Here is a 26,039-nt window from a genome sequence, read left to right as displayed (position 1 = left end):
AAGGGCTCAAATCTGCAGTGAGGACGATGAAAGACTAAATTACAGTGGAAGAGGACCTGTGCAGTTTTGAGGGAACAGAGTTCCGAGAGGAACACTGAAACTTCAAAGGATCTGGTGACTATACCGGAGGGGTTCCACCCGTTCCCATCCCGAACACGGAAGTTAAGACCTCCAGGGCTGATGATACTTGGACCGCAGGGTCCTGGGAAAGTAAGTCGTTGCCAGGTAAGTAAGCAAAAGAGACCGTCTATAGAAGATGGTCTCTTTTGCATTGGTTCAAATTGTGCACTGGTGCGGAGGCAAGCTTTTGAGTTTTCGCGGGTAGGGGTTTTAGTTTTTTTCCTTGGGGAAAAAACAAGGTAGGTGCAAGAAAGTTTGGGGTCGGTCCCACCCGTACGCCGGCGCCACGTAGTAGGTATATGTGGCCGTGTGGCTTGGCCGAAATGATGTACTACATCATTTCGTATCCCGAACAGGTCAGTTAAGACCTCCAGGGCTGATACGTAAAGACATAGTATGTCTTTACGCGGCACGATAGTCTCCAGTGGAGACTATCGCCGAAGCCGATGCTTTAAACGAATGCTAACCGGCTGAGGATTCGCGCTGTGGGAAAAGAAATACTGAACGCGCCGCCTACCTGGGAAATATTAATTCATCAATTTGCGAATTTCTTCTTCCGAAAGTCCTGTAGCCTTCGCGACCTTATCCATCTCTATCCCTAACCCCAGCAGATTTCTGGCTACTTCCAGTTTTGTTTCTTCTCTGCCTTTTTCCAGTCCTTCTTCTCTGCCTTTTTTCAATCCTTTTTCCATACCTTCCATAATCAGCTTTTCTGCGATAGTCATCATAACTTCACCTCTTTCCAGTGAAACTTCCTTGGCGATCTCGTAAATTCTTTTTAGTTCCAAGTCCTGTCGGGTACTTAAGATATATCTGATCAGGGTCTCAAAGAATTGCATCCCCTTTTCCTGATCTTCCACCCGCTCAAAGCTAATCAATAATTCATGCAGTATGTTATGGAATGCTTCCGTATCCTTGATAAAGATGTCCCGCATGGTCCTCAATATAATCAGGAGCAGCATATTGCCGACCATTTCTTGATCAGTGTATGTGGAAAGGTCGTAGAGGATGTATTCGTACTCCGGAATATATTGAGTTACAGCGTTGGGCAGCTGTTCATAATTGTCGATTATCCCGGATAGTTTCAGGGAACTATTCCACTTTTCCTGACCGTGGTACACCACCATCGGAATGATGAGTGGTAGTTTATCTGTTTTGGATTCCTTTAGTTTGCTTTCCCATATCCTGACCATATATTTCAGCAACTGCAGGGCTATTCCTTGGGACGGATAGCTTTTATGCTCAAACAGAAAATAGAGGTATCCCTCATTCTTATGGATCTTCACTTGAAACAGTAGGTCGGAGAAGCTTTCCTGCAGCTCCTGATCGATATAGCTGTCTTTTTGCGGCAGGATAGTTTCCAGGTCAACTAGTGCCAGGATCTCCTGTGGAAGATAATTCTTCAGAAAGCTCCTGGCCATGCCGATATCACCAAAGGTTTCTTTAAAAAATTTATCGTGAGGATTGTGAATAAGGCTCATGTTCTTCCTCTTCTTACTTGATATTAATATATCATAATTTAGGGGTATAGAGTAATTAATACATAGTCTTTAGTGTATTTACCTTTTATTACCTTGAAAAGATTATATCAAACATATGTTCTAAATATAATGCCTTGAGAATAGTTATGGAACTGCTCCTACGTCTATTTCAAAGTGATTAAATCGTCTACAACTATTCAGAGTACAAATGTTATACTGTATTTAAGGTTCATTTATATAAGTAATAGGGACACTTAAAGAATAGTTTAGTGAGGGATTGAGTCAGATATGGAGATCAAAACGGTAGCTATTATCGGTTTAGGTGCTATGGGAATATTGTATGGAAGTCATCTGGCCAAGAGAATACCCCAGCCTGACTTAAGAATTATTGCCGATCAGCAGAGAATAGATAGATATCTAAAGGATGCAATTTTCTGTAATGGCCAGCGGTGTGAGTTCCATTATGTGACGCCGGAGGAAAAGACCTCACCGGCTGATCTTATTCTATTTACGGTAAAATACAGTGGCTTGGAAGATGCTATCCGGGCCGTCAAGAATCAAGTAGGGGAAAATACGCTTATTTTGTCGGCTTTGAATGGGATTACCAGTGAAGCTATGATTGGTGAAGTATATGGCCACGACAAAGTCTTATATTCTGTTGCCCAGGGAATGGATGCGGTTAAAGAGGGGAATAGATTGACTTATGCCCATATGGGTTTCCTTTGCTTTGGCGACCGGGAGCCTGGAAGCAGCTCAGCTAAGGTTAAAAGGGTGGCAGACTTTTTTACAAAGATGGAATTCCCTTATCTTGTCGATACTGACATGCCAAAGCGTCTGTGGGGTAAATTGATGCTGAATGTGGGTGTCAACCAGGCCGTGGCTGTCTATGGCAGTAATTACGGTGTTATCCAAAAAGAAGGAACGGCCAGAGATACGATGATTGCGGCGATGAGAGAGGTGATTGCCTTAGCCGAGAAAGAGGGCATTGATTTAACCGAAGCTGATCTGGATTATTGGCTGGGGGTCCTCAGCCAATTAAGCCCGGAAGGAAAACCTTCGATGCGTCAGGATGTTGAAGCCGGACGTTATAGCGAAGTGGAGCTTTTTGCCGGTATAGTCATAGATCTGGGGAAAAAGTATGGGATAGCTACACCGGTAAACCAGAGCCTTTACGATCAAATAAAGGCCACGGAGGCCGGCTATTAGGGAATTTTTTATAGGCATGAGCGGCGAACAACCCCTTAAATTTTATCGCCGTTTTGCCTGTTTTTTTATTTTCTAGTGTAATAAACAGCGATATTTTCTTACTAAGTAGGTAGAAGCAAGGGAAAGGCGGTGTCTGGGTGATGCTACGATGAGAAACCTAACAGAAATGTATATGGAGCTTAGTGCGCCGATCTTCAGCTATCTCTTGCGTCTTTCCGGTGATTATGATCTGGCAGAGGAGTTAACTCAAGAAACCTTCTTGCGTGCGTTACAGGCACTGCCGAAATTTCGCGAAGAAGCTTCAGTAAAAACATGGTTGTATGCTATTGCACGTAATACCTACCTTAGCAAGATTAATAAAAGTCATCCTAAGGGCATCGTCTTTACTTCCTTCGATGAGGAATTTTTGGATGGAGGAGAGAGGTCTGCTGATCCAGCGGAGCAGCTTCTGCAAAAAGAGCAAAGCCAGACTATGCAAAGAGCCATCTACTGCTTGCCGGAAACCTATCGGACAGTGATCATTCTCAGAGAGTTTGAAGAATTGAGCTATGGTGAGATCGCAAAGATATTGGGGAAGACGGAAAACTGGGTTCGGGTAACCTTCTTTAGAGCGAAACAGAAGCTCAAAGAGACAATACTGGCGTTGGAAAGGGGGAAGGAAAGTGAAGATTGATTATTGCAAGCTCACCGAGGATCTTATGCCCCTATATGATGACGAACTCCTATCGAAAGAAACGAAGGATTTTGTCGAATGGCACCTGGAGCAGTGTCCTGAATGCAGGAAAAAATACCGGGATAGCGATGGTCAAGTACCGGATATTCGGAAAGAAATAATCTACCCTGAACTATTGAACATTGAAGAAGAAGATAAATTTCGCTCGGCGAAAACATTTCTTCTTAAAGTTAGAAAACGCATATTTACCGCAGGAATCGTTGTTCTGATCATAATGCTCATTGCCAGTGCAGGCAGCTTTTTCTATGGTAAGAGTTTTAACAATGAAGTGCCGGTTAAAGTGAACTCAGTCGAGGACTTTGCCAATAGCCTTGTGCCGGGGTGGCAGAGGGCTCAACAGTCAGGGCAAATTGTGGATATCAATATAACCAAGCCTATCCCTGACACAGAGGCCGTAGTGACTTTTGAAAAGGTGTGGTATACTCCGTCTTATACCTATGTGCTCTATACGGTCACGGAACCGAACAAAAACTACTTGATGGCCTCTCAGAGGGTGATTGATATACCCCCGGAAGACTATATGAGAGACAATTCTACTATGGAACCTTTAGGCAAAAGGTGGGGAGGCATCTCTCCGCAAGGGTATCATCAGATCATGGTGTTTATGGGATATCATACTCCAGTTCCGGCACAGGAGCTTACTTTAACAGTTTCCAACTGGATAATCCCTGAAGGTTCCATGAAACCCGAACCCGTTGACACCATTAAGGGTGAAATTTCAGTTAACCTTCCTCTCCAGGATGAATTCCTGAAGGAGTCCTCGGAAAGGGTAAACCTTGATAAAAGCTATGAGTGGGAGGGGAGAAGCCTTCGCTTAACAGGCCTGGAGGTAAAGTCCTCGCAAACACTGCTCTATGGTGAAGCAAAGCTGCAGGAGGGGGAAACCTTAAGTCATCTTGAAGGCTTTATAAGATCCGGCGGGCAATCGGCAGGACTTAGCTATGAATCCATTGTTCCCGGTGATGCCCCGAATTCCTTCAAGTTTACCCTCTCTGCCCAACCCTTGAACCAGTGGCCAGGTAAAGTATCCTTGGATATCAGGGCTATCCAGTTCAAAACCTCCGAGGTGTTGAATTTCCCTGTGGATTGGTCCTTTTATGTAAGCAAAGAAGGCCAAATCGATGTTACTGAGGAGCAGGTCCCGGCAGTAGCCTTCTATGACGGTATGGTCAGATTATCGAGTATCGATCCAACCAGTTGGCTGGAACTGGAGATTGTGGAGCCTTCCCAAAACCCCCTGAACAAGCAGCCCTATATTATAATGTCCCCGGACCCGCCCTTTGTCGAACGCTTTAACAACTATACCACAGGACTGAAAATCACCAATGAGCATGGAGAAGTGCTTGAGGTTGGAAGTAGGGGAAGTTTTCGTGATGGAGGCAGAATGGGTGTAGGTTTCGAAATGGACAGTGAAGATGAATTGTGGAAGACCAGCAAGAAAATCACCATAACCATCAATAAACCTGAGGCACACTTAGTTGTCAATCAGGAAATAGAATTAAATTGAAGCGAATAGTGAAGTGAATAAGAGGTACACCACACCACAATAGTATAGCCCGGAAATAACAAAAGACGGCACAGGAAGCCGTCTTTTGTTATTTCCGGGGATATTCTTAAGGTTTGTCATCTTTAAGACATTTAAGCTATATTTTCACATTTGAATGTATAATAAGAGATAATGAATACATTAACAAGTGGTTATACCTTAAGTTAAAAGCACCCTTAATCACATGCAATATAGACTTCAACAGTTTATTTTGTGTAGGAAAGGTAGAGATAGTATTGTCTGAGTTTTCGATCTTAAGCTCACACTTAATATCATCCGGGAAGTCAGATGAACTTGCATCTCCGATCTGGCTGTTATTTAATCCAAAGCATCCTATTGTCCGTGAGTATATTTGGAAACTTGTTTTAGCAGAAATTCAAGAAATATTGTATATAGAGCTGCAGGCCAGGATGGATACGTCTAAGCTTTGCATTAGAAATGCTGTTAATAACATCAGAATTGTCCCAGATACTCTCCACTGGTGGAATACGGAATTGTCTGCGGAGATGGCTTTGTATAGAGAGCTTGTTCAAACCTATCAGCCCAAAATAATCATTTCTTTTGGTTCATTTCCATTCGAATTTGTAAGACGAGTTTTTAAGATGAAACCGGAAAAAGGGCCTAAGTTTTGGGGTGTTGCCAAATTGGGTGAGGAATTTAGAAAATCAATCAATGAGTTTGACGTAACCAAAACGAATATAATTCCCTTGCTCCGACGTATGACAGAGTGCGAGAAATTCATAGGTGATCATAGCTCTGAAAATTACTATCATTATGTTGGAACGACGATTGCCAAGAAAATTATCGAGAATAAGGCTAGTTTTAATCATATTTTAATGAATAAAGTCATTGAATAACCAAAGGGAGGAACCGATATGTTGAGTCCAAGACTTCATAGCAGAATCTGGGAGTCGGGAAAAATAACATCTCCAATCTGGTTAGTATTTAATCCGAAGCACCCTCTGGTGAGTAATTATATTTGGTTACCTGTACTAACTGAGATGCAGGACAAAATTTTTAAGGAACTGAACACAAGAATTAATAGCACTCATATTTATAAGAGAAACGTTGTATCAGATAACGTGGATACACCTATCACGGAAAATTGGTGGGATGCGCAAATAAATGTCGAAATAGAAAGATTCAGAGTTCTGGCCCTGGAGTATAAACCGCAAATAATTATTTCTTTTGGGGCTTTTCCCTACGAATTTTTACGGCGTGCTTATAGAATTGGACCTAAAAAGGGTCCCAAATCCTGGACCAATTCTAAATTAGAGGGAGAATTCAAAAAATCTATCCAGAGCTTCGATGCTAACAAGACGAATTTGATTCCCTTACTTCGACGTATGCCTTTATCCAGGAAATACAAAGAAGAACATAATAAAGATTATTTTGAAAAGAATATCCATTATGTAAGTAAAAAAATAGCTGAGAAGATTATAGAAAATAAAAATCACCTGAATATATGGATTTGAATAATGGTAGAAAAGCAAGGGTGCCGTGAAGCTGCAAATTGTTTCGCGACACCCTCTTTTTAATTTTCCAGCATGAAAACCTGCCTGACTTATGGTCACAATAAATTATGACTATTGTATCTAAAACTCATGAGCCTATTTATGCAATATAAGAGCTAGTACTCTGCAACACTTAATTCTTCATATTTCAGCGGTTAAATTTCTGTTTGACTGCGTTGTAATCAATCGCCATACGACCGGTATGCCTCATTTCTTCGCCTTATCATACGAAAAATTTCCTTGCCGGGCAAGATAAGTTTTAAGTGTTACATAATACTGAGTTAATCGCAAATTCAATTAAAAATTGTTTGGTTTTTAATTATATATTAGAAATTATCCTTAAAAATGCAATTAGAATTTGTGATTACGACCACAGCTGACGTCTATAGACATTTATACGCGTCAATTGTTATTCTTAGCTACAAGAAATAACAATTGCTCTTTAGTAGGTTTAAATTTAACGAAGAAGGGGGAGGTAATTTAAAGTTTGCTCTTGATCTCACTATATCATAGCAGGAGGGAAAAGAATGATGAGAAGACTTTATCAATCTCTTATGGCAGCTTCCAGGGCGCATGCCCAATGGGAGATTGAAACCACAACAAATATTATTAAAAATAGAAAGATGTTAATAATACTGTTGCTGATGGCGCTGCCCCTAATCATTCCGGCCATGGTTCACGCTGCATCTCTTCCAGAAGCCATCGGGGGTAAAGCAGCTTATGGACCTTCTTATTTCTCAGCCAAAATGTTTTATGGTTCCATAGCCATCGGTGTCGTAGCCGGCCTGGTCACCGGCTGTATTGGGGCCGGCGGAGGCTTTCTTATTACTCCGGCCCTGATGAGCTTAGGAGTTAAAGGGATATTATCCGTTGGTACAGACATGTTCCACATCTTTGCTAAAGCAATTATGGGAACCACCCTCCATAAGAAGATGGGCAATGTCAATGTCGGATTAGCCGTTGCTTTTTTGGTCGGTTCCGGGCTCGGGGTCACGGGGGGCGGAATTATCAACAGAGCGTTATATAACTATAACCCCGTCATGAGTGATTTTACTATCAGCATGATCTACGCTGTTTTGCTGGGATTCTTAGGATTCTTTGCTTTAAGCGATTATTTTAAAGTGAGAAAAAGTGAACTGTCCAAAAACAAGATCGGCCTGGAAAAACTAACCCCAATGGCTGAAAGAATGCAATCCGTCAACCTTGCCCCGATGATTCAATTTGATGAAAAAATAGTCCCGGGCGGGCGAAAAATATCCGGAGTGTTTGTCGCCATAAGCGGAGCCATCACCGGACTTTTAGCAGCCATCCTTGGTGTTGGCGGCGGTTTTGTGACCTTCCCGATGTTTGTGTATGGACTGGGGATTTCGACCTATACAACCGTGGGTACAGATATCCTGCAGATTATTTTTACCGCCGGTTATGGTGCCATTGCCCAATATGCACTTTACGGTTATATATTCTATACACTGGCTATGGGGTGTTTATTAGGATCATTGTTGGGTGTTCAAATAGGCGCAATCACGACCAAGGTAGTTTCCCAATCCAAAATTAAAGCTTTCTACGCCATAGCAATATTGGCCGGTTTTATCAACAGAATTTTTGCCCTGCCGGAAAAGTTAAGTCAAATGGGTTATATCAGCTTAACTCCTTCCACAGGCGCAATACTTACCAATATCGGAGTATGGGTGTTTTTTGGTTTGGTAGCGATATTCGCTGTTTGGATCATTGGGACCTTTATAGTGAACGTGCCGAATCTCCGGGCTGAATATGATGAAGGCAGCAAAGCTGAATATAATGCTGAATATGGCGAAGACAACAAGGCTGTTGTGTCGACGAAAAGAGGTGCCGCCCAATGATTAAAAACAAAAAGTCCTTTATCATTGGCTCACTATTATTACTTAGCTTTGCCGTGTGCTTTGTGGTTATAATGTCGCCGATCTTCGGGAATGGAAGGAATGGGTTAAATTATGCAGATGATATGTTTAACTCTTTCTCCAAAGCTTCCTCCAATTTCATTAGTGAGACCGCAGAAGTTGCCCAATCGCAACAGGGAATCCACATTAGTCTTGATCTTAAGGCATCATCACCTGAGGAAGCGGAGCGATGGGGCAAATTGTATACGAATGCGGGGGCTGCTGTAACGATTCAAGACTCTTCACTAAGTATCAATGGGGATTTTGGTAAAATCCTCAACGCGGTCGTCATTGACAGCGAATCCATGTATAACAATGATGGGGAAGCAGTTGAAAAAAGATATGGATATGCAGCTCGTGAAGCCACGAACGACTGGAATAATTCTTTAAAGAAAATTGACAAAGAACTTAAAGCGAGCTCCATGTTTAAAGAATCTGCCACCTTGACCAGAGTTGTCCAAAAAGCCCTTGAACCGGGATACAATTACTACGGTGTCGAAGCCAAAAAAGTGAGTGAAAATAAAGCGATTCTTTCCTTCTTGCTTATCTTCTATCTTCTTTATACCGTATGGTATGGCTTCGGACTATTCCATTTCTGTGAGGGCTTTGGCATAAGCACTTCCAAATCACACAAATAAGCTTAATAGGCTATGCAGTATTGCATAGCCCATTTGAATTTTTAGCGCCTTTGGTCATTAAAAAGGCTAATGATGAACATATAGTTACTATTAGAAGATTATGATAATATAATAAGTATAAATATAAATAAGCCGATATAGCTTAATATTAAGCGTGAGGGGATAACTCATGATCGAAAATGTGAACTATGCCAGAACGTTGTTAACTGAAGAAGAAGTGGGTCATATTGTACAATCCGGCACAATTGTGCGCTATAAGAAAGGCCAAATCATTTTTTCCGAAAGTGATGCTGCTGATCGGGTTTATTTTGTAAAAGAAGGGTATGTGAGAATTTTTCGTATAACCCAGTACGGCAGAAGGGTTACAGTTGGATGTATAAGATCACCCGGTCAGTTAATGGGGCTCGCCGAAACTCTATACGGAGGAGACCGGACGTGTTTTGCCAGTGCCATTGACGATGTTACAATAGTGGTGATACGTCACCAGCAATTTTTAGACCTGCTTGAGAAGCATCCAGCCATCGCCATTAAGGTAACCATTACCCTGGCTATCAGAATGCGGGAGGCTGAGGGAATTATTGAGGAAATGGTTTGCTTCCAGGTTCCGGGGAGGCTGGCCCAGTTGTTAATAAAAATGGCGAAGCGCGCGGGGATGGAGACTCCCAGAGGTACGAAAATAAGCTTCCGGTTAACTCACGAAGACATTGCGTACATGATTGGTACCTCCAGACAGAATGTTACGTCCCTGCTCAATACCTTTAAGTACGAAAACAGTATAGCTATCGAAGATAAAGAACTATATATACTGGATATTGAAAAACTAAACAGTTGGGTTGTCTGAATTTAAAAAACAGGGTTTTTGATGAAGGTGTCCTCCGATTAGCCAGAGAAAAGGCTGAGCGGAAGACACCTTTTAGGATCTTAATGAGAAGTGTCATCTAGATGACATTTATCTTGTCTGTTGCTTGACATAAACTTTTTTAAAGTTGTGATAAATTTCGCTTATAGTCCAGTAAACGTGAAAGGGGGAACGGGAACAAGCAAAGGGCCAAAACGTAACTCTATGGAAAGGGTCTTATCGGGTGAACAATATGCTGAAGATTCTAGATTTTCTCAGAGATCCTCATTCCCAAAAGATTCAACAACACAAGGAAAGGTATCAAGAATTAGATGAACTATCAAATGTTGCCGTGACTATCAACGATCAGGAAGCCTATAAATCACTTCAGGCAGAAATGAGAGAAGTTTTCTTTGATTACTTAACAGCTTTAGGGATGGACGCCATTTATAAGTTTTTCCCACACCTCGTCTTAGCATGTTTAATCAGCTTAAAGTTCAAAACTATCACGATTCCTCTTTTTAATTGGCAGGTAAATACGGTTTTTGCTTATCTATGTTTGTACTTTTTATTTCATTTTCTTTTAAAACCGGTAATCGGGTTAATTAAGACAAAGATGACAAAAGTCGAACAGGCTAGTATTCAGATGGATACTAAATAATAGCAGGAGGGAATTAATTATGCATTTTCCATTAGCAGGCGTTGAGGCAAATCCTATTTTTCTTGTACTTTGGGGTGTTTTTGTCGGCTATGTATTTACTTCCGTAGGAGCGGCTGGAGGTATCCTGGCAGGCGTAGGACATATGAGTATCTTCGGACTGAAAAATGCCAATATGGTTAAACCCATGAACCAGATTTTGACCCTTGTTACCCCTATCGTAGGCACCCCTCTTTACTTCAGAGAGCGCAGAGTGGTTATTCCCACTGCAATTGCTCTGGGCTTAGGTGGAATCATCGGTGCGTTGATTGGTTCGACTCTCTCCCATTCTTTGTTAAAGGATATGGCTACATTTAAACCCTTTTTTGGTATCGTAACCTTGGGCATTTCCTTCCGAATTGCCTATGAATGTACCAATAAATTTATAAATGGCCAAAAGAAAGTGAAGCAAGCCAATGATAACTTTGCCAAAAAAGTCAAAGAGCTTAGTGAACAAGGAAAATTAAGCGAGCTTAAGGAAATCGGTGTTAAGTTCCAACAAACGGGTATTAAGAACAAGTTTACCTTTTCCGGCGAAGAATTTACGTATAATGCCATTGTTGTATTTATTGCAGGTCTATTGGTTGCCATTCTCTCTGCTTCCTTAGGAGTTGGGGGTGGATTCTTACTTGTTCCTTTTATGACCAGTATACTTGGATTTCCCATGTATATTGTGGCCGGTACATCGACTCTATCCATCTTGGTATCCTCATCAACCAGTATTTTAAACTATCTTTCGATGGGCAGCTCTTTGGATCTCACTTTCCTGGCGTTTGAATTAGCCGGTGTTGCCATAGGAACCGTTGTCGCGGCTAGAATTTCCAAGTATATCAATGCCCGTTATATGAAAATGTTCCTGGCTTTTCTCCTGTTCTATATTGGCCTGAAATATTTCTTACCGGTATTCGGTATTAACATCTAAAATCTGAGAACAAAGGGCTATCTCTTAGTTAGATAGCCCTTTGTCCCAGAAAGGATAAAGCAACATTGCGTCTTTGTACGGAAGGAGACACGCATGCGAAAACTTTACTTTATACCTGAACGATGTAACGGATGCTTGGCTTGTGAGCAGGTTTGCCGCCAAAAGCAATCCAAAACCCAAAGCCTCTTTAATTCTAAAGCTGAGACACCTTTAGCAAAGCCCCAGATCAGAGTATCCGGAGCAGATGGCCGCTATTCAGTATCTGTTTGCCAGAACTGTGTTCACGCCGCCTGTGTGGAAGCGTGCATGGCCGGTGCCCTGAGTTATTCTGATGCCGGGCATGTGAGCCATGATGCCAAGCAATGTGTGAGCTGCTATATGTGTGTCATGGTGTGCCCTTTTGCGGCCATCGCTCCTCAGCTGACCACCGGTAAAGCCGGAAAATGCCAATTATGTCTGGATGAAGAACAACCCCCTTGTATGATAGCTTGTTCGCGGAAGGCCCTCTTTTTTGGTACTGCCGCAGAGTATGAAAAAGAGATTGAAGGTGATCGGCTATGCATTATGTAATTATTGGCAACAGCGCCGCGGGAGTTTTTGCAGCAGAGGCGCTCCGGGGACTTGACTCATCAGGAAAAATAACTATGATCTCCGAAGAGAACAACCGGCCTTACTCACGCTGCCTGACTTCCTATTATATTGGTGAAGAAATCGATCAAGACCGCATTTATATTCGTGATGCCAATTTCTATGCTGCAACAGGCATTGACTTTATTCCCCAAAAGGTTGAACAAGTGAATGATACTGAGAAAAGCATCACCTTGCAATCAGGGGAAATCGTCGGCTATGATAAGCTCTTGATTGCCACCGGTGCTTCTCCCTACTCCTTACCGGTTGAGGGACTTGATTTGGAAGGGGTATGCGAGCTTCGTACTCTGGAAGATGCCCGCAGGATCATGGATTTTGCTCCCCATGTCAAGGAAGCGGTGGTCATGGGAGCCGGGCTGGTGGGACTGAAGGGAGCCCATGCCCTTCATGAACTGGGCATAAAGGTTTCCATTATCGTTAACTCCCGGATCATGTCCCGCTCGGTGGACCCTCATACCGGTCAGATCATTACCGAGTTATTGGAGCAGGATGGGTATGAAGTCATCTATAACACTAAATTAAGCAAGATTTTGGGCCAAGACAAGGTAGAAGGAGTATGTCTTAGCTCCGGAAAAGAAATTCCTTGTCAACTGGTGCTCATGGCCGCTGGAGTCAGCCCCAATGTCGATCTGGTAAAAAACACCGGTATCGAGGTTAATAAAGGGATTATCGTCGATAAGCATATGCAAACGACAGTTTCCCATATCTATGCGGCAGGGGATGTTGCCGAAGCGTATCACGCGGTTTGGGATGAAAAAAGGGTTATTTCCATCTGGCCTGTGGCGACAGCACAAGGAACTGTGGCCGGCAGCAATATGGCCGGAGTGGAGAGAATTTACGAAGGCTCAGTCGGCTCTAATTCAGCTGTATTTTGCGGCGTTGGCGTCGTTTCGGCGGGAATTCCCTATTTGCCCACCGGAGAAGGGCAAGAGCTGAGCACTTATGATAAAGCAACCAAACGTTACCGCAAGTTTATTGTCAAGGATGACATTCTGGTGGGGATGATCATGGTGGGCGATATTGACGGCGCCGGTATTCTGACCGCCATGATCAAACAAAAAACCAAAGTAAGCCTGGATACTTTAAACTATTGGCTCAATCATCCGGTCCGGTTTCAGGGATATTGCACAGCAGAAGCAAAAGGGGGAATTGTCTGTGGCATTTGTTAGAGTCCAGGGACTGCATCGAAATAGAACCGTTATGCCGGACAGTGACAAGGTTAAAACCTCAATTTGCTGCCTTTGTAACGGTGGGTGCGGGCTGAAAGTTCATATAAGCCCTGAGGGAACGATAAAAGCTATTTATGGGGATCCGGATAATCCCTATAATAAAGGCAAAATATGCCCCAAACCCATCGAGATTATTGAAAACCTGCGGGGACCGGAACGGGTTCAGTATCCAATGATGAAAGTCAATGGTGAATTTGTGCGGATCAGCTGGGAGGAAGCCATCGATACCATCGCCAAGAAGTATAAGGAGTTCTCCGACAACTTCGGCACCGGTTCTGTGATCGGCATTACCTCTAAAATTGGCGGCTCCTTCAGCAAGTTCGCCCTGAAGATCTTTGGCGAAATAGCCGGTTTTGCCAACTATGGCACCGGACCCATTTGTTTCAGCTCAGAGGAAAAAGTCAGAAAAGAAATGTTCGGCAAGGCTGCGGCTTCAGCCCCCCTTCATGATGTCATTTACTCGAAGCTGGTCTTAAACGTGGGCAATAACTGTGCCCAAACGAAAGCGGGACAATTTCATTGGCTGCAGGAAGGCCAAAAGCATGGCGCCAAAATCATCACCATCGATACCCGTTATACGGAAACCGCTCAGCTCAGCGATCAATTTATTCAAGTCAACCCAGGCACCGATGCTGCTTTAGGCATGGCCCTTCTGCACCTGGTCATTAAGCATAAGCACTATGACGAAGCATTTGTCCGGGATCAAGTGAATGGCTTTGCGGAACTGGCTCAAGCGGTAGAAGATTTTACAGCAGAGAAGGCGGCGGCGATCACCGGGGTACCCGAAAAGGTCATTGAGGAGCTGGCCTATGAGCTGGGCACCAAAAAACCGGCCATCATGTGGCCGGGACGGGGCATCGTCATGGTCAATAATGGGGAGCAGGCCTTGATGGCCTTTGAATCCTTATTTGCCATTCTCGGCAATGTGGGCAAACCGGGTGCGGGAGTGGTTTCCCATATTAATGGGTATGGACAGCCCGCTGATTTGATCAAACCGGAACATGTCGTCAAGCCCAGCTTCAAACTTCCGGCTGACAAGGTCATTGAAGGGATGGAGACCGGTCAGATCAAAATGATCTATATTGCGGGCAACCCTTGTGCTAATTGGCCGGAAAGCGCCCGTATGAAAAAGGCCTTAGGGAAGCTTGATTTTGTGGTATCCCATACCTTAACCCTTGATGACTCCGCCTGTTTAGCCCATATCGTCATCCCGGCAACCCACTGGCTGGAAGAAGCGGGTATGCAGCCGGGAATTCACAGAGTCATGCAATGGCGGGATAAAGCCGTGGAGCCTTATGGGGAATCAAAACCGGCTGCTGAAGTCTTCAAGTTGCTTGCGGCAAAAATGGGTCTCCCCACAGAGTATTTTGCCGATACGCCAGAGGAAGCCTGGGATATGGAGCGGCGGCATATTGCCGGCATCAGCGCCATTACCGTTGCCAAAATGCAGGAGAAGCCGGGTGGCGTCCATTATCCTTATCCTGAAGGCGGGGAAGAAAGCCACAGGTTGTATAGCAAGGGCTTCAATACCCCCTCCAAGAAGGTTGAATTATTAAGAGGGAAAGGGAGTGTACTTCACTACAAAGATCCCTTGCAATCTCCGGGAAATGAAGGGTTAAGCATTGAAGACTATCCTTATTTCATCAGCTCCGTTAAGGTAGCGGCCCATTATCATACCCAATGTCAATACAGCAGATTGGCACGGGAATTCGAGAAGCCCTATGTGGAGGTTCATCCCCAGACAGCACTTAAGCTTGGGGTTAAGGATGGGGAGGCGATCCGGATTGAGACACCGACCGGGGCCATTTCCCTGCCTGCTAAGTTAACTTACTCCGTGCCTCAAAATCATTTCTTTACTCAACCTTACTTCAGCAAACGATATAATTCAGACTCGATCAATACCCTATTGCCCAGCGTATTGGATCAGCCCGGCGGGAATTTCCCTCATAAAAATGTACTATGCCGGGCCTATTCCGAAGGGGGATGTAAAAAATGAGCGATATGGCGATGTTAATCGACAGCACCTCCTGCATTGGTTGCAAAGCCTGTTTGGCGGCCTGCAAGCAGGAGAATGGTCTGGCCACAGATAATAACTACTTGAAAATGCACCCGGTTGAATTTCTGAACGACCATTATGTAAGGTATTACGCCCATGTATCCTGCCGTCATTGCAGTGAACCGCAATGCGCAGCAGTTTGTCCGGTGGGAGCGATTAAATCCACAGATGACGGTGTCGTCCTTCATAATGAATTGTTATGCATTGGCTGTCAGGTATGTGCAGCGGTTTGCCCTTATGCCGCCATGGGCATCATGAATAACGGCCTTGTCGGGAAATGCACTCTGTGTCAAGAGCGCCTAAGCTCCGGCTTATCCCCGGCCTGTGTATCTGTTTGCCCTACCGGCGCCAGGGTATTCGATGCCAAAGAAAAGGTGGCTAAGCTCGCCAGGGAAAGGGAAATTGCAGCGGAGAAAAAAGGTTATAAAGCACAAGTTGAGGGGCTGGATAATCATAATAAAGTGTTGACTTTACTCCCCAATCGCATTACCGTCACGGGAAGGCCGTCTATTCCCACTTAAAAAAGCGGAGAGAAACAGTGGTGCATATGACGGCAATTACAATCATCACAACGACCGGAATAAAAACACTATCTATAGGCAGACCGAGTGAAGCAGCTTTGAGCAGTTTTATTCCCTGTGTCAATGGCAATATATCCGCTACCTTTTGCAGGGCAACAGGCATCACCTCGTAAGGCAGTGTAGCTCCCGAAAGAATAAGCATTGGAAAATACAGCAGGCTGGCAGCGGCACCTGCTGTTTTAATGTTTGGCGCAACTCCTCCCACCAGTAACCCCATGCTGAACATTGACAGCATAACCAGTAAGTATGCTCCTAGAAATTGCCACCATGAGCCGTAAAACTGATAGCCAAAAAATATCGCCCCTGTCCCATAGACAAGGATAAGCGAAATAAGGGAATAAAGTGCGTAAATGACAACCTGTACCGCCAGGATAAGAGCGGGACTGGTCGGTGTGACTTTGAACCGCTTTAATATTTTTCTGCTTCGATAATCGGACACTACTAAGGGAAGCCCCATCACACCGCCGGCACAAATGGCAATGGCCGATACCGCACCGAAAGACTGTTCCAAAAAAGTATACTCTGCGCCAGCGAAAGCAGGCTTATTGCCAAATACCGCGCCCAGGATAATAACGACAACAACAGGCATACAGACAGCAAAAATGAACATGTCCATCCCCCGGAGGGATAACCTGATTTCTGTTTTAAGTAAGGCTCTGAATGCTTTCATTTTCTACCTCCTCGTCTGTGTACCAAAGGTATGCGTCCTCAAATTTTTGATAAGGACTGGCCGCGATTGCTTCTTGTACGGTCCCGTAAAAAACACTTTTTCCCTTTTTCAAAATCATGATTTTGTCACACAGAGCTTCTACCTCATCCATAAAATGAGAGGTTAATAGAATCGTAATTCCTTTCGCCCTTAATTCAGAAAGACTTTTCCATACATCCCGTCGTGCCTTAGCGTCCAGGCCGGTGGTCAGCTCGTCCAAGAATATGACCTCGGGATTGGGAATCAGTGCCAGCACAATAAAAAGCCGCTGTTTCTGACCTCCCGAAAGCTCGCTGACCAGGCTTTTCAGTTTGTCAGACAGTCCGAATTGTTTTAGAAGAGGGCCATAATTCTGAGAGGATTTGTAAAGCGCAGCCGTGACCTCACAAAGTTCAGCCACCTTTATTTTGTCCTGATAATTTGCTTCCTGAAATTGAACGCCAACTCTCTCAAATAAATTTTTTCGCTCTTGCTGGGGATTCATTCCCAAAATGGCTATACTTCCGCTATCTTGCTTTTTTGTTCCCAAAATACATTCAATTGTGGTGCTTTTACCCGCGCCATTTGCCCCCAGCAAGCCAAATACTTCTCCACGGCAAAGGGAGATATTGATATTCTCCACTGCCTTGATGTGGTCGTAAGACTTGCATAGGTTTTTTACTTCAATCGTTGTTTCCATGGGATTAAACCCCTCCTTTTCTTTGCCTAAAAAGAATAACACCAGAACAAAGTCTGGTGTTAAAGTGGAGGGTTTCTCTGGAATTGTTTTTTCATTTTCTCAAGATGAGCAAGCATAACTTTGGCGTTCTCTTCCGCATAGTGCAATGATGTGAGCAGCTTATCACATACAGAAATAATATCCTCATTTTGCTTTGGGGTATCAATTGCCTGCCGAATGTCCGCTTCGGGGTTCTGGGATAGGGTGCTCAGCATTCGCAAAATTGCTGAAAGAGAGTAATTGGCACAACGCAGGGAACGTATGATTTTCAACCGCCGAACATCTTCAGCGGTATAAACACGATAACCATTTTGCTTCCGCTTTACTGTAAGCAAGCCGTTCATTTCCCAATTTCTTAAAGCATCTATTGATATTTGCAGATAATCGGCCGCTTCTTTTCTGGTTAAAAACCCAGTGCCTGTTTCCTGACTGCCGCCTGATAGCAGCTTTCCGGCAATCGCCAGGGCTTCCTCGGCATTTTTTTGCTCATTTCTAATTTGTTGCCGATAATATTCTGTCAAGCAAATTGCCTTGCTAAACTTCCCAAGCGCGGAGGTTTTAATAATAGCAATGGCCTGCTTCCTCAAGCCATTTTGCAGGACTTCAACTTTTAAGGCAATTCTGGCAAGTTTAATCTGCTCCATATGAAAATCTGTAAAGACACGGTAGCCATTTGCTTTACGCAGCGGTTTGGGAATCAGTTCAAGTTCTTCATAAAGCCGCACCGTATTAGGATGGATTCCAATGCTATGGGCAATTTCGGATGTCTTGTAAGTGTTCATTTTATTTCTTCACCCCCATTCTATTACACCGTACCACCAGATAAAAGTCTGGTGTTATAGTGGAGGTTTTTAGCTTGAGGCAGTCACGTTCTGGGCAGGCTGATCTTCAATTCTTTCATCTTTCGGTATAGGGTCGTACGGCTGATGCCTAAGAGCCGGGAAGCGGGCAGAATTTTACCGTCAGTCTTAACCAGGGCCTGGAGAATAATCTGACGGGTTTGGGAAGCAAGCAGAGAAACATCTTCATCTTCAGTTTTCTCACTTAAGGATTCTCTCACTTCCGGAGGCAGATCCCGGACGGTGAGCAGAGAGCCGTTGCACATGGCGACCATCCCGGCCAGGCAATTTTCCAATTCGCGAACATTTCCAGGCCAGCTATAGGAATAAAAATAGGGATAGACGCTCTCAGCCATGTCGATCATGGGCCGGCCGATAGCGGCGCAGGCTTTATGTATAAAATGGGTGACCAGCTCAGGCAAGTCTTCCAGCCGCTCCCTGAGCGGGGGCAGCTCGATGGACACCACCTTAAGCCGATAGAACAAATCATGGCGAAAGGCATGGGCATCCACAAGGGCCTTTAAATCTTTGTGGGAAGCCGTGATCACACGCACATCAATTTTCTGCAGGGTTTTGCCTCCGATGCGCACCAGTGCCTTTTCCTGAAGCAAACGCAAAAGGGCCACCTGAGCATTGAGCGGCATATCCCCGATCTCATCCAGGAAAATGGTGCCGCCATGAGCAAGTTCAAATTTTCCCGGTTGTCCCCCGCGGCGGGCACCTGTAAAAGCGCCGTCGGCGTAGCCGAACAATTCACTTTCCAGAAGGGTATTGGGAATGGCGGCACAGTTAAGAGCAATAAAAGGCCCGTTCTTGCGCGGGCTTAATTCATGGATCATGCGGGCAATAATCTCTTTTCCCGTTCCCGTCTGCCCTTGCAGGAGGACGGAGAAATCGGTTTGAGCCGCTTTGTGGGCTTTTTCCAGAATCTCACGTGATTTAAGGCTGGTTCTCCCTACCCAGCTCAAGTTATCAAGGTTCTGTCCGATAATTTGTATGACACCCACAGCCCCCAAGGAGCTTCCCGAGTTGTCGGATATGCGCTGAAAATGGGTCACCAGTTCATGGCCTTTGCCATCCTTATGCCTTAAATCAAGAGTATCCTGATTCAGCACCCAGCCTTTCGGAGCACCTAAAACATCGGTAACATGCCGGCCGATCAGGTCGTCTTTTTTCCGGCCAATCAGAGAAGCACCCGTGGCATTGACTTGAGTAATCATGCCATGCCGGTCGATGGAAAGACATCCGTCCTTTAAAAGATCGACAGCCAGCTTACTCCCTTGTTGATAGAATTTTAACTCTCTTTCAATCGTTAAATGCCGCAGGTTCTGCTCAATTAAACGGGCCCCGACCAGGGCTATGTCCAAAGTGCAATGCTGATTCCCTATTTCGGCACTGATGTCGATCACACCGATGATTTCACCTTGAAGTCCGTGGATGGGTGCGGCTGAACAGGTCAGGAAGTGGTTCTCCTGGACATAATGATCCATTCCCTGTATGGTAACGGGCATGCCTTCGATAAGTGCTGTGCCGATGGCATTGGTTCCTTTGACATCTTCCCCCCAATTGCCCCCCGGCGAAAGGAAAATCCGCTGGGCTTTGCTTAAGAAAGGACCATCCCCCAGGGATTCCAGAATAAAAGCATCCTTATCCCCAAGCAGAATGGAGAAATTAGAGCTGTTGAGGAGCTGGAACAGAAAAGGCAGGACAGAGCCGGCAGCACGGATCAGGTCTTCCCGGGATTCCCGCAATTCCCGTAAGCCGGAGTCGTTAAGAAACTTATTGTTTGAAATAACAGCAGGATTAATATTGTGGGCCAGACTTCGTTGCCAAGAGCGGTAAATCAAAGGCGCAATATTCTGAACCGTCGGTTCTCCATTAACGAACCTCAACCAATTCTCCTGTGGCATCATCAATCACTCCAAATCATAATAGGAGTCCCCATGCTACCATTAGTTCCCAATATTAAGGTTAGCACATCTATCGCTTCTGTTCAATACCTACCTCAGCCAGGGCTCAAATCCTTTTGTGAGCCCTATGCTGTTCAGCTTAGTTACAGTGTTTCGGCCCAAAGTGTCCATTTTTGAAACATTGGGCAGAGGGGCAGTTTCCAAAGAACGAATAGTGGAGATTAAACTCCTTGATTTCTCAGATCATTACCTGGCTTCATAAAAAAATCAGCAAGTCCATAACTTGGCATGGAACTTGCAATATATAGTTCAAAGTTAAAAATATTCTGATAAAAAAGGAGTGGTTTCTTTGATCAACAAGAGCATCATCATCAACGGAGTACGCCAAACCCTCATCGTCGATGAGGAAGTAACCCTGGCTAATGTGCTGCGGGGACAACTGCATCTGACCGGAACCAAAATTGGCTGCGGCAAAGCTCAATGTGGTGCCTGCTCCGTCATCATGGACGGCAAGGTGATTCGTTCCTGTGTGACCAAAATGAAACGGGTTCCCGACGAAGCACAGATCACCACCATTGAGGGCGTCGGTACCCAGAAGGAGCTTCATCCCCTGCAGCTGGCCTGGATGATCCATGGCGGAGCCCAATGCGGTTTCTGCAGTCCGGGCTTCATCGTTTCTGCCAAAGGGCTGCTGGATGAGAACACCAATCCTACCCGGGAAGAGGTTCGGGACTGGTTCCAAAGACACCGCAATGCCTGCCGCTGTACAGGGTATAAGCCCTTGATCGATGCGGTCATGACCGCAGCCCGCTTAATCCGCGGCGAGGTCAAAGTGGAGGAACTGTGGGAAAAACTCCCTCAAGACGGTTCCATTTGGGGCAGCAATTATATCCGTCCCTCCGCTCTGGCTAAGGTCACCGGAACCTGCGATTACGGCGCGGATCTGGGGATCAAAATGCCCTGCGGTACTTTGCAGTTGAAATTGGTTCAAGCCAAGGTTTCCCATGCCAATATCCTCTCTATCGACACCAGTGAAGCAGAAAAAATGCCGGGAGTCTATAAGGTAATTACCCATAAGGATGTGAAAGGGAAAAACCGCATTACCGGTTTGATCACCTTCCCCAACAATAAGGGTGACGGTTGGGATCGGCCTATCCTCTGCGATGAAAAGGTCTTCCAATTCGGGGATGCCATCGCCATTGTGGCTGCTGATACGGAGGAACATGCTCAGGCCGCTGTGGAAAAAGTCAAGGTCGAACTGGAGATCCTGCCCGCTTATATGAGCGCACCGGCGGCCATGGCGGATGATGCCATCGAAATCCATCCCGGCACCCCCAATATTTACTGGGAAACCAAGGTCATTAAAGGGGAAGAAACCGCTCCCATCATGGAAGACTCTGAGGTTGTCGTAGTTCAGGATGATTTCTATGTCGGGCGTCAGCCCCATCTTCCCATGGAGCCGGATGTAGGCTTTGCCTATATCGATGATCAGGAGCGGGTGGTGGTTCACTCCAAGAGTATCGGCATCCATCTCCACCACGCCATGATCGCTCCGGGCTTGGGCTTAGAGCCGGATAAATTAGTGCTGGTCCAGAATCCCGCCGGGGGAACCTTCGGCTACAAATTCAGTCCCACCATTGAAGCCCTGCTGGGAGTGGCGGCCATGGCCACCGGCAAGCCGGTCTTCCTGAACTTTGACTACTATCAGCAAATAACCTATACTGGCAAGCGTTCCCCCTTCTTTATCAACCTCAAGTACGGAGCGACCAAGGAAGGGAAGCTGCTGGCGATGGAAGCGGACTGGAGCGTTGACCACGGTCCTTATTCCGAATTCGGTGATTTGGTCACCCTGCGGGGCAGTCAGTTTATCGGTGCCAGCTATATGATTCCCAATATCCGCAGCAACGGCCGTACCGTCTGCACCAACCATGCCTGGGGTTCCGCTTTCCGTGCCTATGGCTCTCCCCAAAGTCTCTTTGCCACGGAAGTGCTGATGGATGAACTGGCTGAGAAGCTGGGCATGGACCCCTTTGAGCTTCGTTATAAGAATATCTACCGGCCCGGCGATACCACTCCGACCGGTTGTCAGCCCGATGTCTACAGCCTGGTGGAAATGATGGATAAATTGCGGCCCCTGTATGATGCCGCTAAGAAAAAAGCCCGGGCAGAGTCCACAGCGGATAAGAAACGGGGTGTGGGGATCTCGCTGGGCGCTTACGGAGCCGGTCTGGATAATCCGGATGGCTCAGAAGCCTGGGCTGATTATACGGAAACCGGAGTAACCATCTTCAACGCCTGGGAAGACCACGGCCAAGGGGCGGATATGGGGACGCTGGCCACCGCCCACCAAGCCCTGCTGCCTTTGGGCATCAAGCCGGAACAGATCAAGCTGGTGATGAATGACACCTCCATAACCCCGGCCAGCGGTCCCGCCGGAGGGAGCCGCTCTCAGGTCATGGTGGGCAACGCCATTAAGATCGCCTGCGAAGAATTGCTGAAAGGGATTCAAAAGCCCGACGGCACTTACCGGACCTATGCCGAACAGGTTGAAGCAGGTCTGCCCACCCACTTTATCGGCAAGTACGGCACCCCCGCCGGTTATAACGGCTGCGATCTGGAAACCGGACAAGGGGCTCCTTTCACCACCTATATGTATGCAGCCTTTATGTCTGAAGTGGAAGTGGATGTTCAGACCGGCAAAACAAAAGTTCTCGGTATGACAGGTATCTTTGATGTGGGAACCCTGGCCAACAAGCTGGTGGTGGACGGTCAAATGTACGGCGGCATGATCCAGGGACTGGGCCTGGCCTTAAGCGAGGACTTTGAAGACCTGAATAAACATATCGACCTGATCAGCTGCGGCTTGCCTTACCCTAAAGATATTCCCGAGAAACTGGTGGTTGACTATGTGATGACACCCCGTGAACATGGACCCTTTGGCGCTTCCGGTGTGGGTGAAGCACCCCTGACCTCGCCCCATGCCTCCATTATCAATGGGATCACCGATGCTTGCGGCGTACGCATCACCAGACTGCCCGCCCTTCCGGAAAAGGTCCTGGCCGGATTAAAGGCCAAACAATAATTCTGTTTAGCTTCTGGTATAACATTAGTATCCGGTAATCCCATGAGTATGCGATGCTGTTGCAAACCTGGCCGGTTCAGGCCGGTAAGGTTTGCAGCGGCCCTTCTTCACACGGTCGGAATAAGTCAAAAAGTGGGTATGAAAATGGAACAGGATGAACTGAGACGATTGGAGAGCAAATGTATTCAGGAAAATCCCCCGGCCTGCACGGCAGGATGTCCCATCCATGTTGATGCCAGACAAATGCTGCAGGCGATTCAGAATCAGGACTGGCAGAAGGCTTTGGGGGCTTTGTGGCAAAAACAGCCTTTTCCGGGGATCATCTCCCGGATTTGTGATCATCCCTGCCAGGAGGTTTGCCGGCGGGGGGAAGTTGGCGAGGCCATTTCCATCTCCGCCCTGGAGAAATATTGCGTGGAAAACCATAGTTATCAAGCTCCTAAGGCCAAACCTATCGCTTATAAAAATCAAAGGGTTGCTGTGATTGGCGGGGGGCTGAGAGGATTAACGGCTGCCCTGGATCTGGCGAAAAAAGGATTTCAGGTTACCCTCTTCGAGGCCGGGGAGCGGTTGGGGGGAAAACTTTGGACTTATTCCCGGCAGCAGTTGCCAAGGGAGGTTATAACTGAGGATTTAAAGCTTCTCAACCGTCCCAACGTGGAGGTGCGGTTGAATGCTCCAATCACACAGCAGGATCTCCCTCCTTTGCAGGAGGAGTTCCCTGCTTTGTATATCGCCTTGGCGGCCGGATCCACTCCTGCCACGGATGTGTTGGGGGAGGGCTATGCTGTGGATACCCAGACCTGTGCCACCGGCCGGGCCGGAGTGTTTGCCGGGTCCTATGGCGGCGAGCCTTCACCGATTCAAGAGGTTGCCGAAGGCAGAAGAGCCGCCCTGTCCATGGACCGCTACCTGCAAGGGGCTTCTTTAACCGCTTCCCGGGAATGGGAGGGTGAATCGATCAGCAACCTCTTTGTCAATTTGGAGGGAATTGCTCCCCTGGCTGCGGTGATCAGGAAAGATAAGGACCTGGGTTACAGTGGAGAGGAAGCCTTGGCGGAGGCCGGGCGCTGCTTGAATTGTCAGTGTTTGGAATGTGTCAAAGCCTGCAAATACCTGAAGTCCTATGGCCGTTATCCCAAAAAATATCTGCGGGAGATCTATAATAACGATGCCATTGTTAAAGGGACCCGTTATGCCAATAAAATGATTAATTCCTGCAGTCTCTGCGGATTATGTGCGGAAGTCTGTCCCCACGATCTGAATATGGGGGATGTCTGTCTCAGCTCCCGGGAAGGGATGGTCAGAAACAAGCGGATGCCTCCTTCGGCTCATGATTTTGCCCTGCGGGATATGGCTTTCAGCAATAGCGGGCAATTTCTGCTGACCCGCCATCAGCCCGGATTCAGTGAGAGCCGGTTCGTCTTTTTTCCAGGCTGTCAGCTCAGCGGTTCCTCACCGGAGCATGTGGAGAATGTATACGCCTTATTAACGGCCAGGCTGCCGGGAGGAGTGGGCTTGATGCTGCGCTGCTGCGGTGCTCCCGCCCAATGGGCCGGGGAAGAGGAACTGTTTCAGGGGACAACAGCGGATCTGGTCAAGGAATGGGAGGGCTTGGGACGGCCCCAGGTCATTGCGGCCTGCTCCTCCTGCTATAGCATGTTTAAAGAGACACTGCCGGTGGTATCCCTGTGGGAAGTGTTGAATGACCTGGAAATTTCCCTTCCTGCCACCAGCACACCTTATCCATTGGCGGTGCAGGATCCCTGCACCACCCGTCATGAAGAGAGTATTCACAAGGCCGTCCGGGGACTTCTGACCAAGCTCAACTGTCAGGTGGAAGAACTGCCGTTCAGCAGGGAGCTGACCAAGTGCTGCGGTTTCGGGGGCTTGATGTCCTTTGCCAACCGAACCTTAGCCCAAGAGGTCACGGTGGCCAGAAGTCAGGAAAGCCCCCTGGACTATCTGGCCTATTGTGCCATGTGCCGTGATCGTTTCTCCGCTTATGGCAAGCGGATCGTCCATATTCTCGACCTGATGTTCCCCAGGGCGGAAGGGGAGGCGGCGACCCGGGAGGATCCGGGTTTTTCACACCGCCACGAGAACCGGGCCAGGTTAAAAAGAAAGATGCTGCGGGAGACCTGGCAGGAAGGTCTGGGATCAGAAGGGAGGGAGCGGGCCATCGAACTGGTAATCAGCCCGGAGATCAGAAAAAGTATGGAAGAGCGGCTCATCCTGCCTGAGGATATTGAGCAGGTCATCCAGGCCGCTGAACAAAGCGGCCGCAAGTTCATTAATCCTGAAAATGGTCATAGTTTAGCTCACCACCGCCCGAGCCGGGTGACTTACTGGGTGGAATACGAGACTCAGGAAAGCGGTGTCTATCGTGTTCATAATGCCTACAGCCACCGGATGGAAGTGATCGAGGAAGTGAAGTCATGAGTAAGACGGAGAATCAACCCCAGACAGTCTGGAAATGCGGTAAGTGCAATGTGGAACTCAGCCGGGGTACGATCATTGTTGCTTACCTGGGTAATGAAATCCGGGTGGAAGAACTGAAGTGCGCCCAATGCGGCCTGGTCTTGATTACGGAGGATCTGGCCCTGGGCAAAATGTTCGAGGTGGAGCAAAGCCTGGAGGATAAATAGAGGTGATC

At 46.5% G+C, this 26,039-nt stretch carries 22 protein-coding genes and 1 rRNA gene; 18 read left to right on the top strand and 5 right to left on the bottom strand.

Translation table 11 applies throughout. The annotated features are described in order from the left end of the window. The first annotated feature begins 110 nt into the window (after positions 1-110). Positions 111-227 (top strand): 5S ribosomal RNA (gene rrf / locus DHAF_RS15785). A gap of 420 nt (positions 228-647) precedes the next feature. Here the strand turns inward: rrf and DHAF_RS15780 are convergent. Then, complete coding sequence (locus tag DHAF_RS15780; protein ID WP_015944440.1) at positions 648-1,601, bottom strand: Rpn family recombination-promoting nuclease/putative transposase; 954 nt, start codon at positions 1,599-1,601, stop codon at positions 648-650. Positions 1,602-1,889: 288 nt separating this feature from the next. On the opposite strand from DHAF_RS15780, the gene DHAF_RS15775 reads away from it, so the two are divergent. The 14 genes from DHAF_RS15775 to DHAF_RS15710 all read left to right on the top strand — a co-directional run bounded on the left by DHAF_RS15775 (position 1,890) and on the right by DHAF_RS15710 (position 16,065). Beyond that, positions 1,890-2,807 carry a ketopantoate reductase family protein gene (locus DHAF_RS15775; RefSeq protein ID WP_005812829.1) on the top strand — a complete coding sequence of 306 codons (918 nt, stop codon included), beginning with the start codon at positions 1,890-1,892 and terminating at the stop codon, positions 2,805-2,807. Between the two features lie 148 nt (positions 2,808-2,955). Next, entirely contained in the window at positions 2,956-3,480 is a 525-nt protein-coding gene (locus DHAF_RS15770; RefSeq protein WP_242659893.1) for an RNA polymerase sigma factor, read from the top strand. Then, entirely contained in the window at positions 3,470-5,047 is a 1,578-nt protein-coding gene (locus DHAF_RS15765) for a zf-HC2 domain-containing protein (RefSeq protein ID WP_015944438.1), read from the top strand. Before DHAF_RS15770 ends, DHAF_RS15765 begins: the two co-directional genes overlap by 11 nt. A gap of 275 nt (positions 5,048-5,322) precedes the next feature. After that, positions 5,323-5,943, top strand: a complete 621-nt coding sequence (locus DHAF_RS15760) for a hypothetical protein (protein ID WP_049769577.1) — start codon at positions 5,323-5,325, stop codon at positions 5,941-5,943. Positions 5,944-5,961: 18 nt separating this feature from the next. Continuing rightward, entirely contained in the window at positions 5,962-6,561 is a 600-nt protein-coding gene (locus DHAF_RS15755; protein WP_015944436.1) for a hypothetical protein, read from the top strand. 569 nt (positions 6,562-7,130) lie between these two features. Then, entirely contained in the window at positions 7,131-8,459 is a 1,329-nt protein-coding gene (locus DHAF_RS15750; RefSeq protein ID WP_049769601.1) for a sulfite exporter TauE/SafE family protein, read from the top strand. Continuing rightward, positions 8,456-9,154 (top strand): hypothetical protein, encoded by a 699-nt coding sequence (locus DHAF_RS15745; protein WP_015944434.1) that lies wholly within the window; start codon positions 8,456-8,458, stop codon positions 9,152-9,154. Before DHAF_RS15750 ends, DHAF_RS15745 begins: the two co-directional genes overlap by 4 nt. A 169-nt stretch (positions 9,155-9,323) precedes the next feature. Beyond that, positions 9,324-9,995 (top strand): Crp/Fnr family transcriptional regulator, encoded by a 672-nt coding sequence (locus DHAF_RS15740; protein ID WP_015944433.1) that lies wholly within the window; start codon positions 9,324-9,326, stop codon positions 9,993-9,995. Positions 9,996-10,245: 250 nt separating this feature from the next. Next, on the top strand, positions 10,246-10,653 hold the full coding sequence (locus tag DHAF_RS15735) for a hypothetical protein (protein ID WP_041271976.1): 408 nt from the start codon (positions 10,246-10,248) through the stop codon (positions 10,651-10,653). Between the two features lie 19 nt (positions 10,654-10,672). Continuing rightward, positions 10,673-11,611 carry a sulfite exporter TauE/SafE family protein gene (locus DHAF_RS15730; RefSeq protein WP_015944431.1) on the top strand — a complete coding sequence of 313 codons (939 nt, stop codon included), beginning with the start codon at positions 10,673-10,675 and terminating at the stop codon, positions 11,609-11,611. 93 nt (positions 11,612-11,704) lie between these two features. Then, on the top strand, positions 11,705-12,181 hold the full coding sequence (locus DHAF_RS15725; protein ID WP_015944430.1) for a 4Fe-4S dicluster domain-containing protein: 477 nt from the start codon (positions 11,705-11,707) through the stop codon (positions 12,179-12,181). Beyond that, on the top strand, positions 12,169-13,428 hold the full coding sequence (locus DHAF_RS15720) for an NAD(P)/FAD-dependent oxidoreductase (RefSeq protein WP_015944429.1): 1,260 nt from the start codon (positions 12,169-12,171) through the stop codon (positions 13,426-13,428). Before DHAF_RS15725 ends, DHAF_RS15720 begins: the two co-directional genes overlap by 13 nt. Then, a complete protein-coding gene (locus DHAF_RS15715; protein ID WP_015944428.1) occupies positions 13,415-15,484 on the top strand; it encodes a molybdopterin-containing oxidoreductase family protein in 2,070 nt (689 codons plus the stop codon). The genes DHAF_RS15720 and DHAF_RS15715 overlap by 14 nt, the downstream gene beginning before the upstream one ends. Further along, a complete protein-coding gene (locus DHAF_RS15710) occupies positions 15,481-16,065 on the top strand; it encodes a 4Fe-4S dicluster domain-containing protein (protein ID WP_015944427.1) in 585 nt (194 codons plus the stop codon). Before DHAF_RS15715 ends, DHAF_RS15710 begins: the two co-directional genes overlap by 4 nt. Here the strand turns inward: DHAF_RS15710 and DHAF_RS15705 are convergent. The 4 genes from DHAF_RS15705 to DHAF_RS15690 form a co-directional block, all read right to left on the bottom strand. After that, on the bottom strand, positions 16,052-16,795 hold the full coding sequence (locus DHAF_RS15705) for an ABC transporter permease (protein ID WP_015944426.1): 744 nt from the start codon (positions 16,793-16,795) through the stop codon (positions 16,052-16,054). The genes DHAF_RS15710 and DHAF_RS15705 overlap by 14 nt on opposite strands. After that, positions 16,770-17,513: an ABC transporter ATP-binding protein gene (locus tag DHAF_RS15700; RefSeq protein ID WP_015944425.1), complete on the bottom strand. Its 744-nt coding sequence runs from the start codon at positions 17,511-17,513 to the stop codon at positions 16,770-16,772. The genes DHAF_RS15705 and DHAF_RS15700 overlap by 26 nt, the downstream gene beginning before the upstream one ends. A gap of 59 nt (positions 17,514-17,572) precedes the next feature. Further along, on the bottom strand, positions 17,573-18,334 hold the full coding sequence (locus DHAF_RS15695; RefSeq protein WP_015944424.1) for a MerR family transcriptional regulator: 762 nt from the start codon (positions 18,332-18,334) through the stop codon (positions 17,573-17,575). A gap of 83 nt (positions 18,335-18,417) precedes the next feature. Further along, the gene (locus DHAF_RS15690; RefSeq protein WP_041271975.1) at positions 18,418-20,301 is read right to left on the bottom strand and encodes a sigma-54-dependent Fis family transcriptional regulator; all 1,884 of its coding nucleotides are present in this window, start codon (positions 20,299-20,301) and stop codon (positions 18,418-18,420) included. Positions 20,302-20,650: 349 nt separating this feature from the next. Here DHAF_RS15690 and DHAF_RS15685 point away from each other — a divergent pair, with 349 nt between their 5' ends. The 3 genes from DHAF_RS15685 (at position 20,651) to DHAF_RS15675 (ending at position 26,031) form a co-directional block, all read left to right on the top strand. Further along, positions 20,651-23,383 carry a molybdopterin-dependent aldehyde oxidoreductase gene (locus DHAF_RS15685; protein ID WP_015944421.1) on the top strand — a complete coding sequence of 911 codons (2,733 nt, stop codon included), beginning with the start codon at positions 20,651-20,653 and terminating at the stop codon, positions 23,381-23,383. Positions 23,384-23,527: 144 nt separating this feature from the next. After that, positions 23,528-25,825 (top strand): pyridine nucleotide-disulfide oxidoreductase/dicluster-binding protein, encoded by a 2,298-nt coding sequence (locus DHAF_RS15680; RefSeq protein ID WP_018305879.1) that lies wholly within the window; start codon positions 23,528-23,530, stop codon positions 25,823-25,825. Beyond that, positions 25,822-26,031 carry a DVU_1557 family redox protein gene (locus DHAF_RS15675; RefSeq protein WP_015944419.1) on the top strand — a complete coding sequence of 70 codons (210 nt, stop codon included), beginning with the start codon at positions 25,822-25,824 and terminating at the stop codon, positions 26,029-26,031. The genes DHAF_RS15680 and DHAF_RS15675 overlap by 4 nt, the downstream gene beginning before the upstream one ends. The last annotated feature ends 8 nt before the right edge of the window (positions 26,032-26,039 follow it).

Source organism: Desulfitobacterium hafniense DCB-2 (assembly GCF_000021925.1).
GTDB lineage: Bacteria > Bacillota > Desulfitobacteriia > Desulfitobacteriales > Desulfitobacteriaceae > Desulfitobacterium > Desulfitobacterium hafniense.
The sequence above is the reverse complement of the archived record's forward strand: the minus strand, read 5'-3'. Positions and strand labels throughout refer to the sequence as shown.

Coding starts and splice junctions, on each gene's coding strand:
- DHAF_RS15675 (WP_015944419.1), top strand. CDS start 25,822: ATGAGTAAGACGGAGAATCAACCCCAGACAGTCTGGAAATGCGGTAAG.
- DHAF_RS15720 (WP_015944429.1), top strand. CDS start 12,169: ATGCATTATGTAATTATTGGCAACAGCGCCGCGGGAGTTTTTGCAGCA.
- DHAF_RS15780 (WP_015944440.1), bottom strand. CDS start 1,601: ATGAGCCTTATTCACAATCCTCACGATAAATTTTTTAAAGAAACCTTT.
- DHAF_RS15705 (WP_015944426.1), bottom strand. CDS start 16,795: ATGAAAGCATTCAGAGCCTTACTTAAAACAGAAATCAGGTTATCCCTC.
- DHAF_RS15745 (WP_015944434.1), top strand. CDS start 8,456: ATGATTAAAAACAAAAAGTCCTTTATCATTGGCTCACTATTATTACTT.
- DHAF_RS15710 (WP_015944427.1), top strand. CDS start 15,481: ATGAGCGATATGGCGATGTTAATCGACAGCACCTCCTGCATTGGTTGC.
- DHAF_RS15680 (WP_018305879.1), top strand. CDS start 23,528: ATGGAACAGGATGAACTGAGACGATTGGAGAGCAAATGTATTCAGGAA.
- DHAF_RS15690 (WP_041271975.1), bottom strand. CDS start 20,301: ATGCCACAGGAGAATTGGTTGAGGTTCGTTAATGGAGAACCGACGGTT.
- DHAF_RS15770 (WP_242659893.1), top strand. CDS start 2,956: ATGAGAAACCTAACAGAAATGTATATGGAGCTTAGTGCGCCGATCTTC.
- DHAF_RS15755 (WP_015944436.1), top strand. CDS start 5,962: ATGTTGAGTCCAAGACTTCATAGCAGAATCTGGGAGTCGGGAAAAATA.
- DHAF_RS15750 (WP_049769601.1), top strand. CDS start 7,131: ATGAGAAGACTTTATCAATCTCTTATGGCAGCTTCCAGGGCGCATGCC.
- DHAF_RS15735 (WP_041271976.1), top strand. CDS start 10,246: ATGCTGAAGATTCTAGATTTTCTCAGAGATCCTCATTCCCAAAAGATT.
- DHAF_RS15725 (WP_015944430.1), top strand. CDS start 11,705: ATGCGAAAACTTTACTTTATACCTGAACGATGTAACGGATGCTTGGCT.
- DHAF_RS15695 (WP_015944424.1), bottom strand. CDS start 18,334: ATGAACACTTACAAGACATCCGAAATTGCCCATAGCATTGGAATCCAT.
- DHAF_RS15775 (WP_005812829.1), top strand. CDS start 1,890: ATGGAGATCAAAACGGTAGCTATTATCGGTTTAGGTGCTATGGGAATA.
- DHAF_RS15740 (WP_015944433.1), top strand. CDS start 9,324: ATGATCGAAAATGTGAACTATGCCAGAACGTTGTTAACTGAAGAAGAA.
- DHAF_RS15730 (WP_015944431.1), top strand. CDS start 10,673: ATGCATTTTCCATTAGCAGGCGTTGAGGCAAATCCTATTTTTCTTGTA.
- DHAF_RS15700 (WP_015944425.1), bottom strand. CDS start 17,513: ATGGAAACAACGATTGAAGTAAAAAACCTATGCAAGTCTTACGACCAC.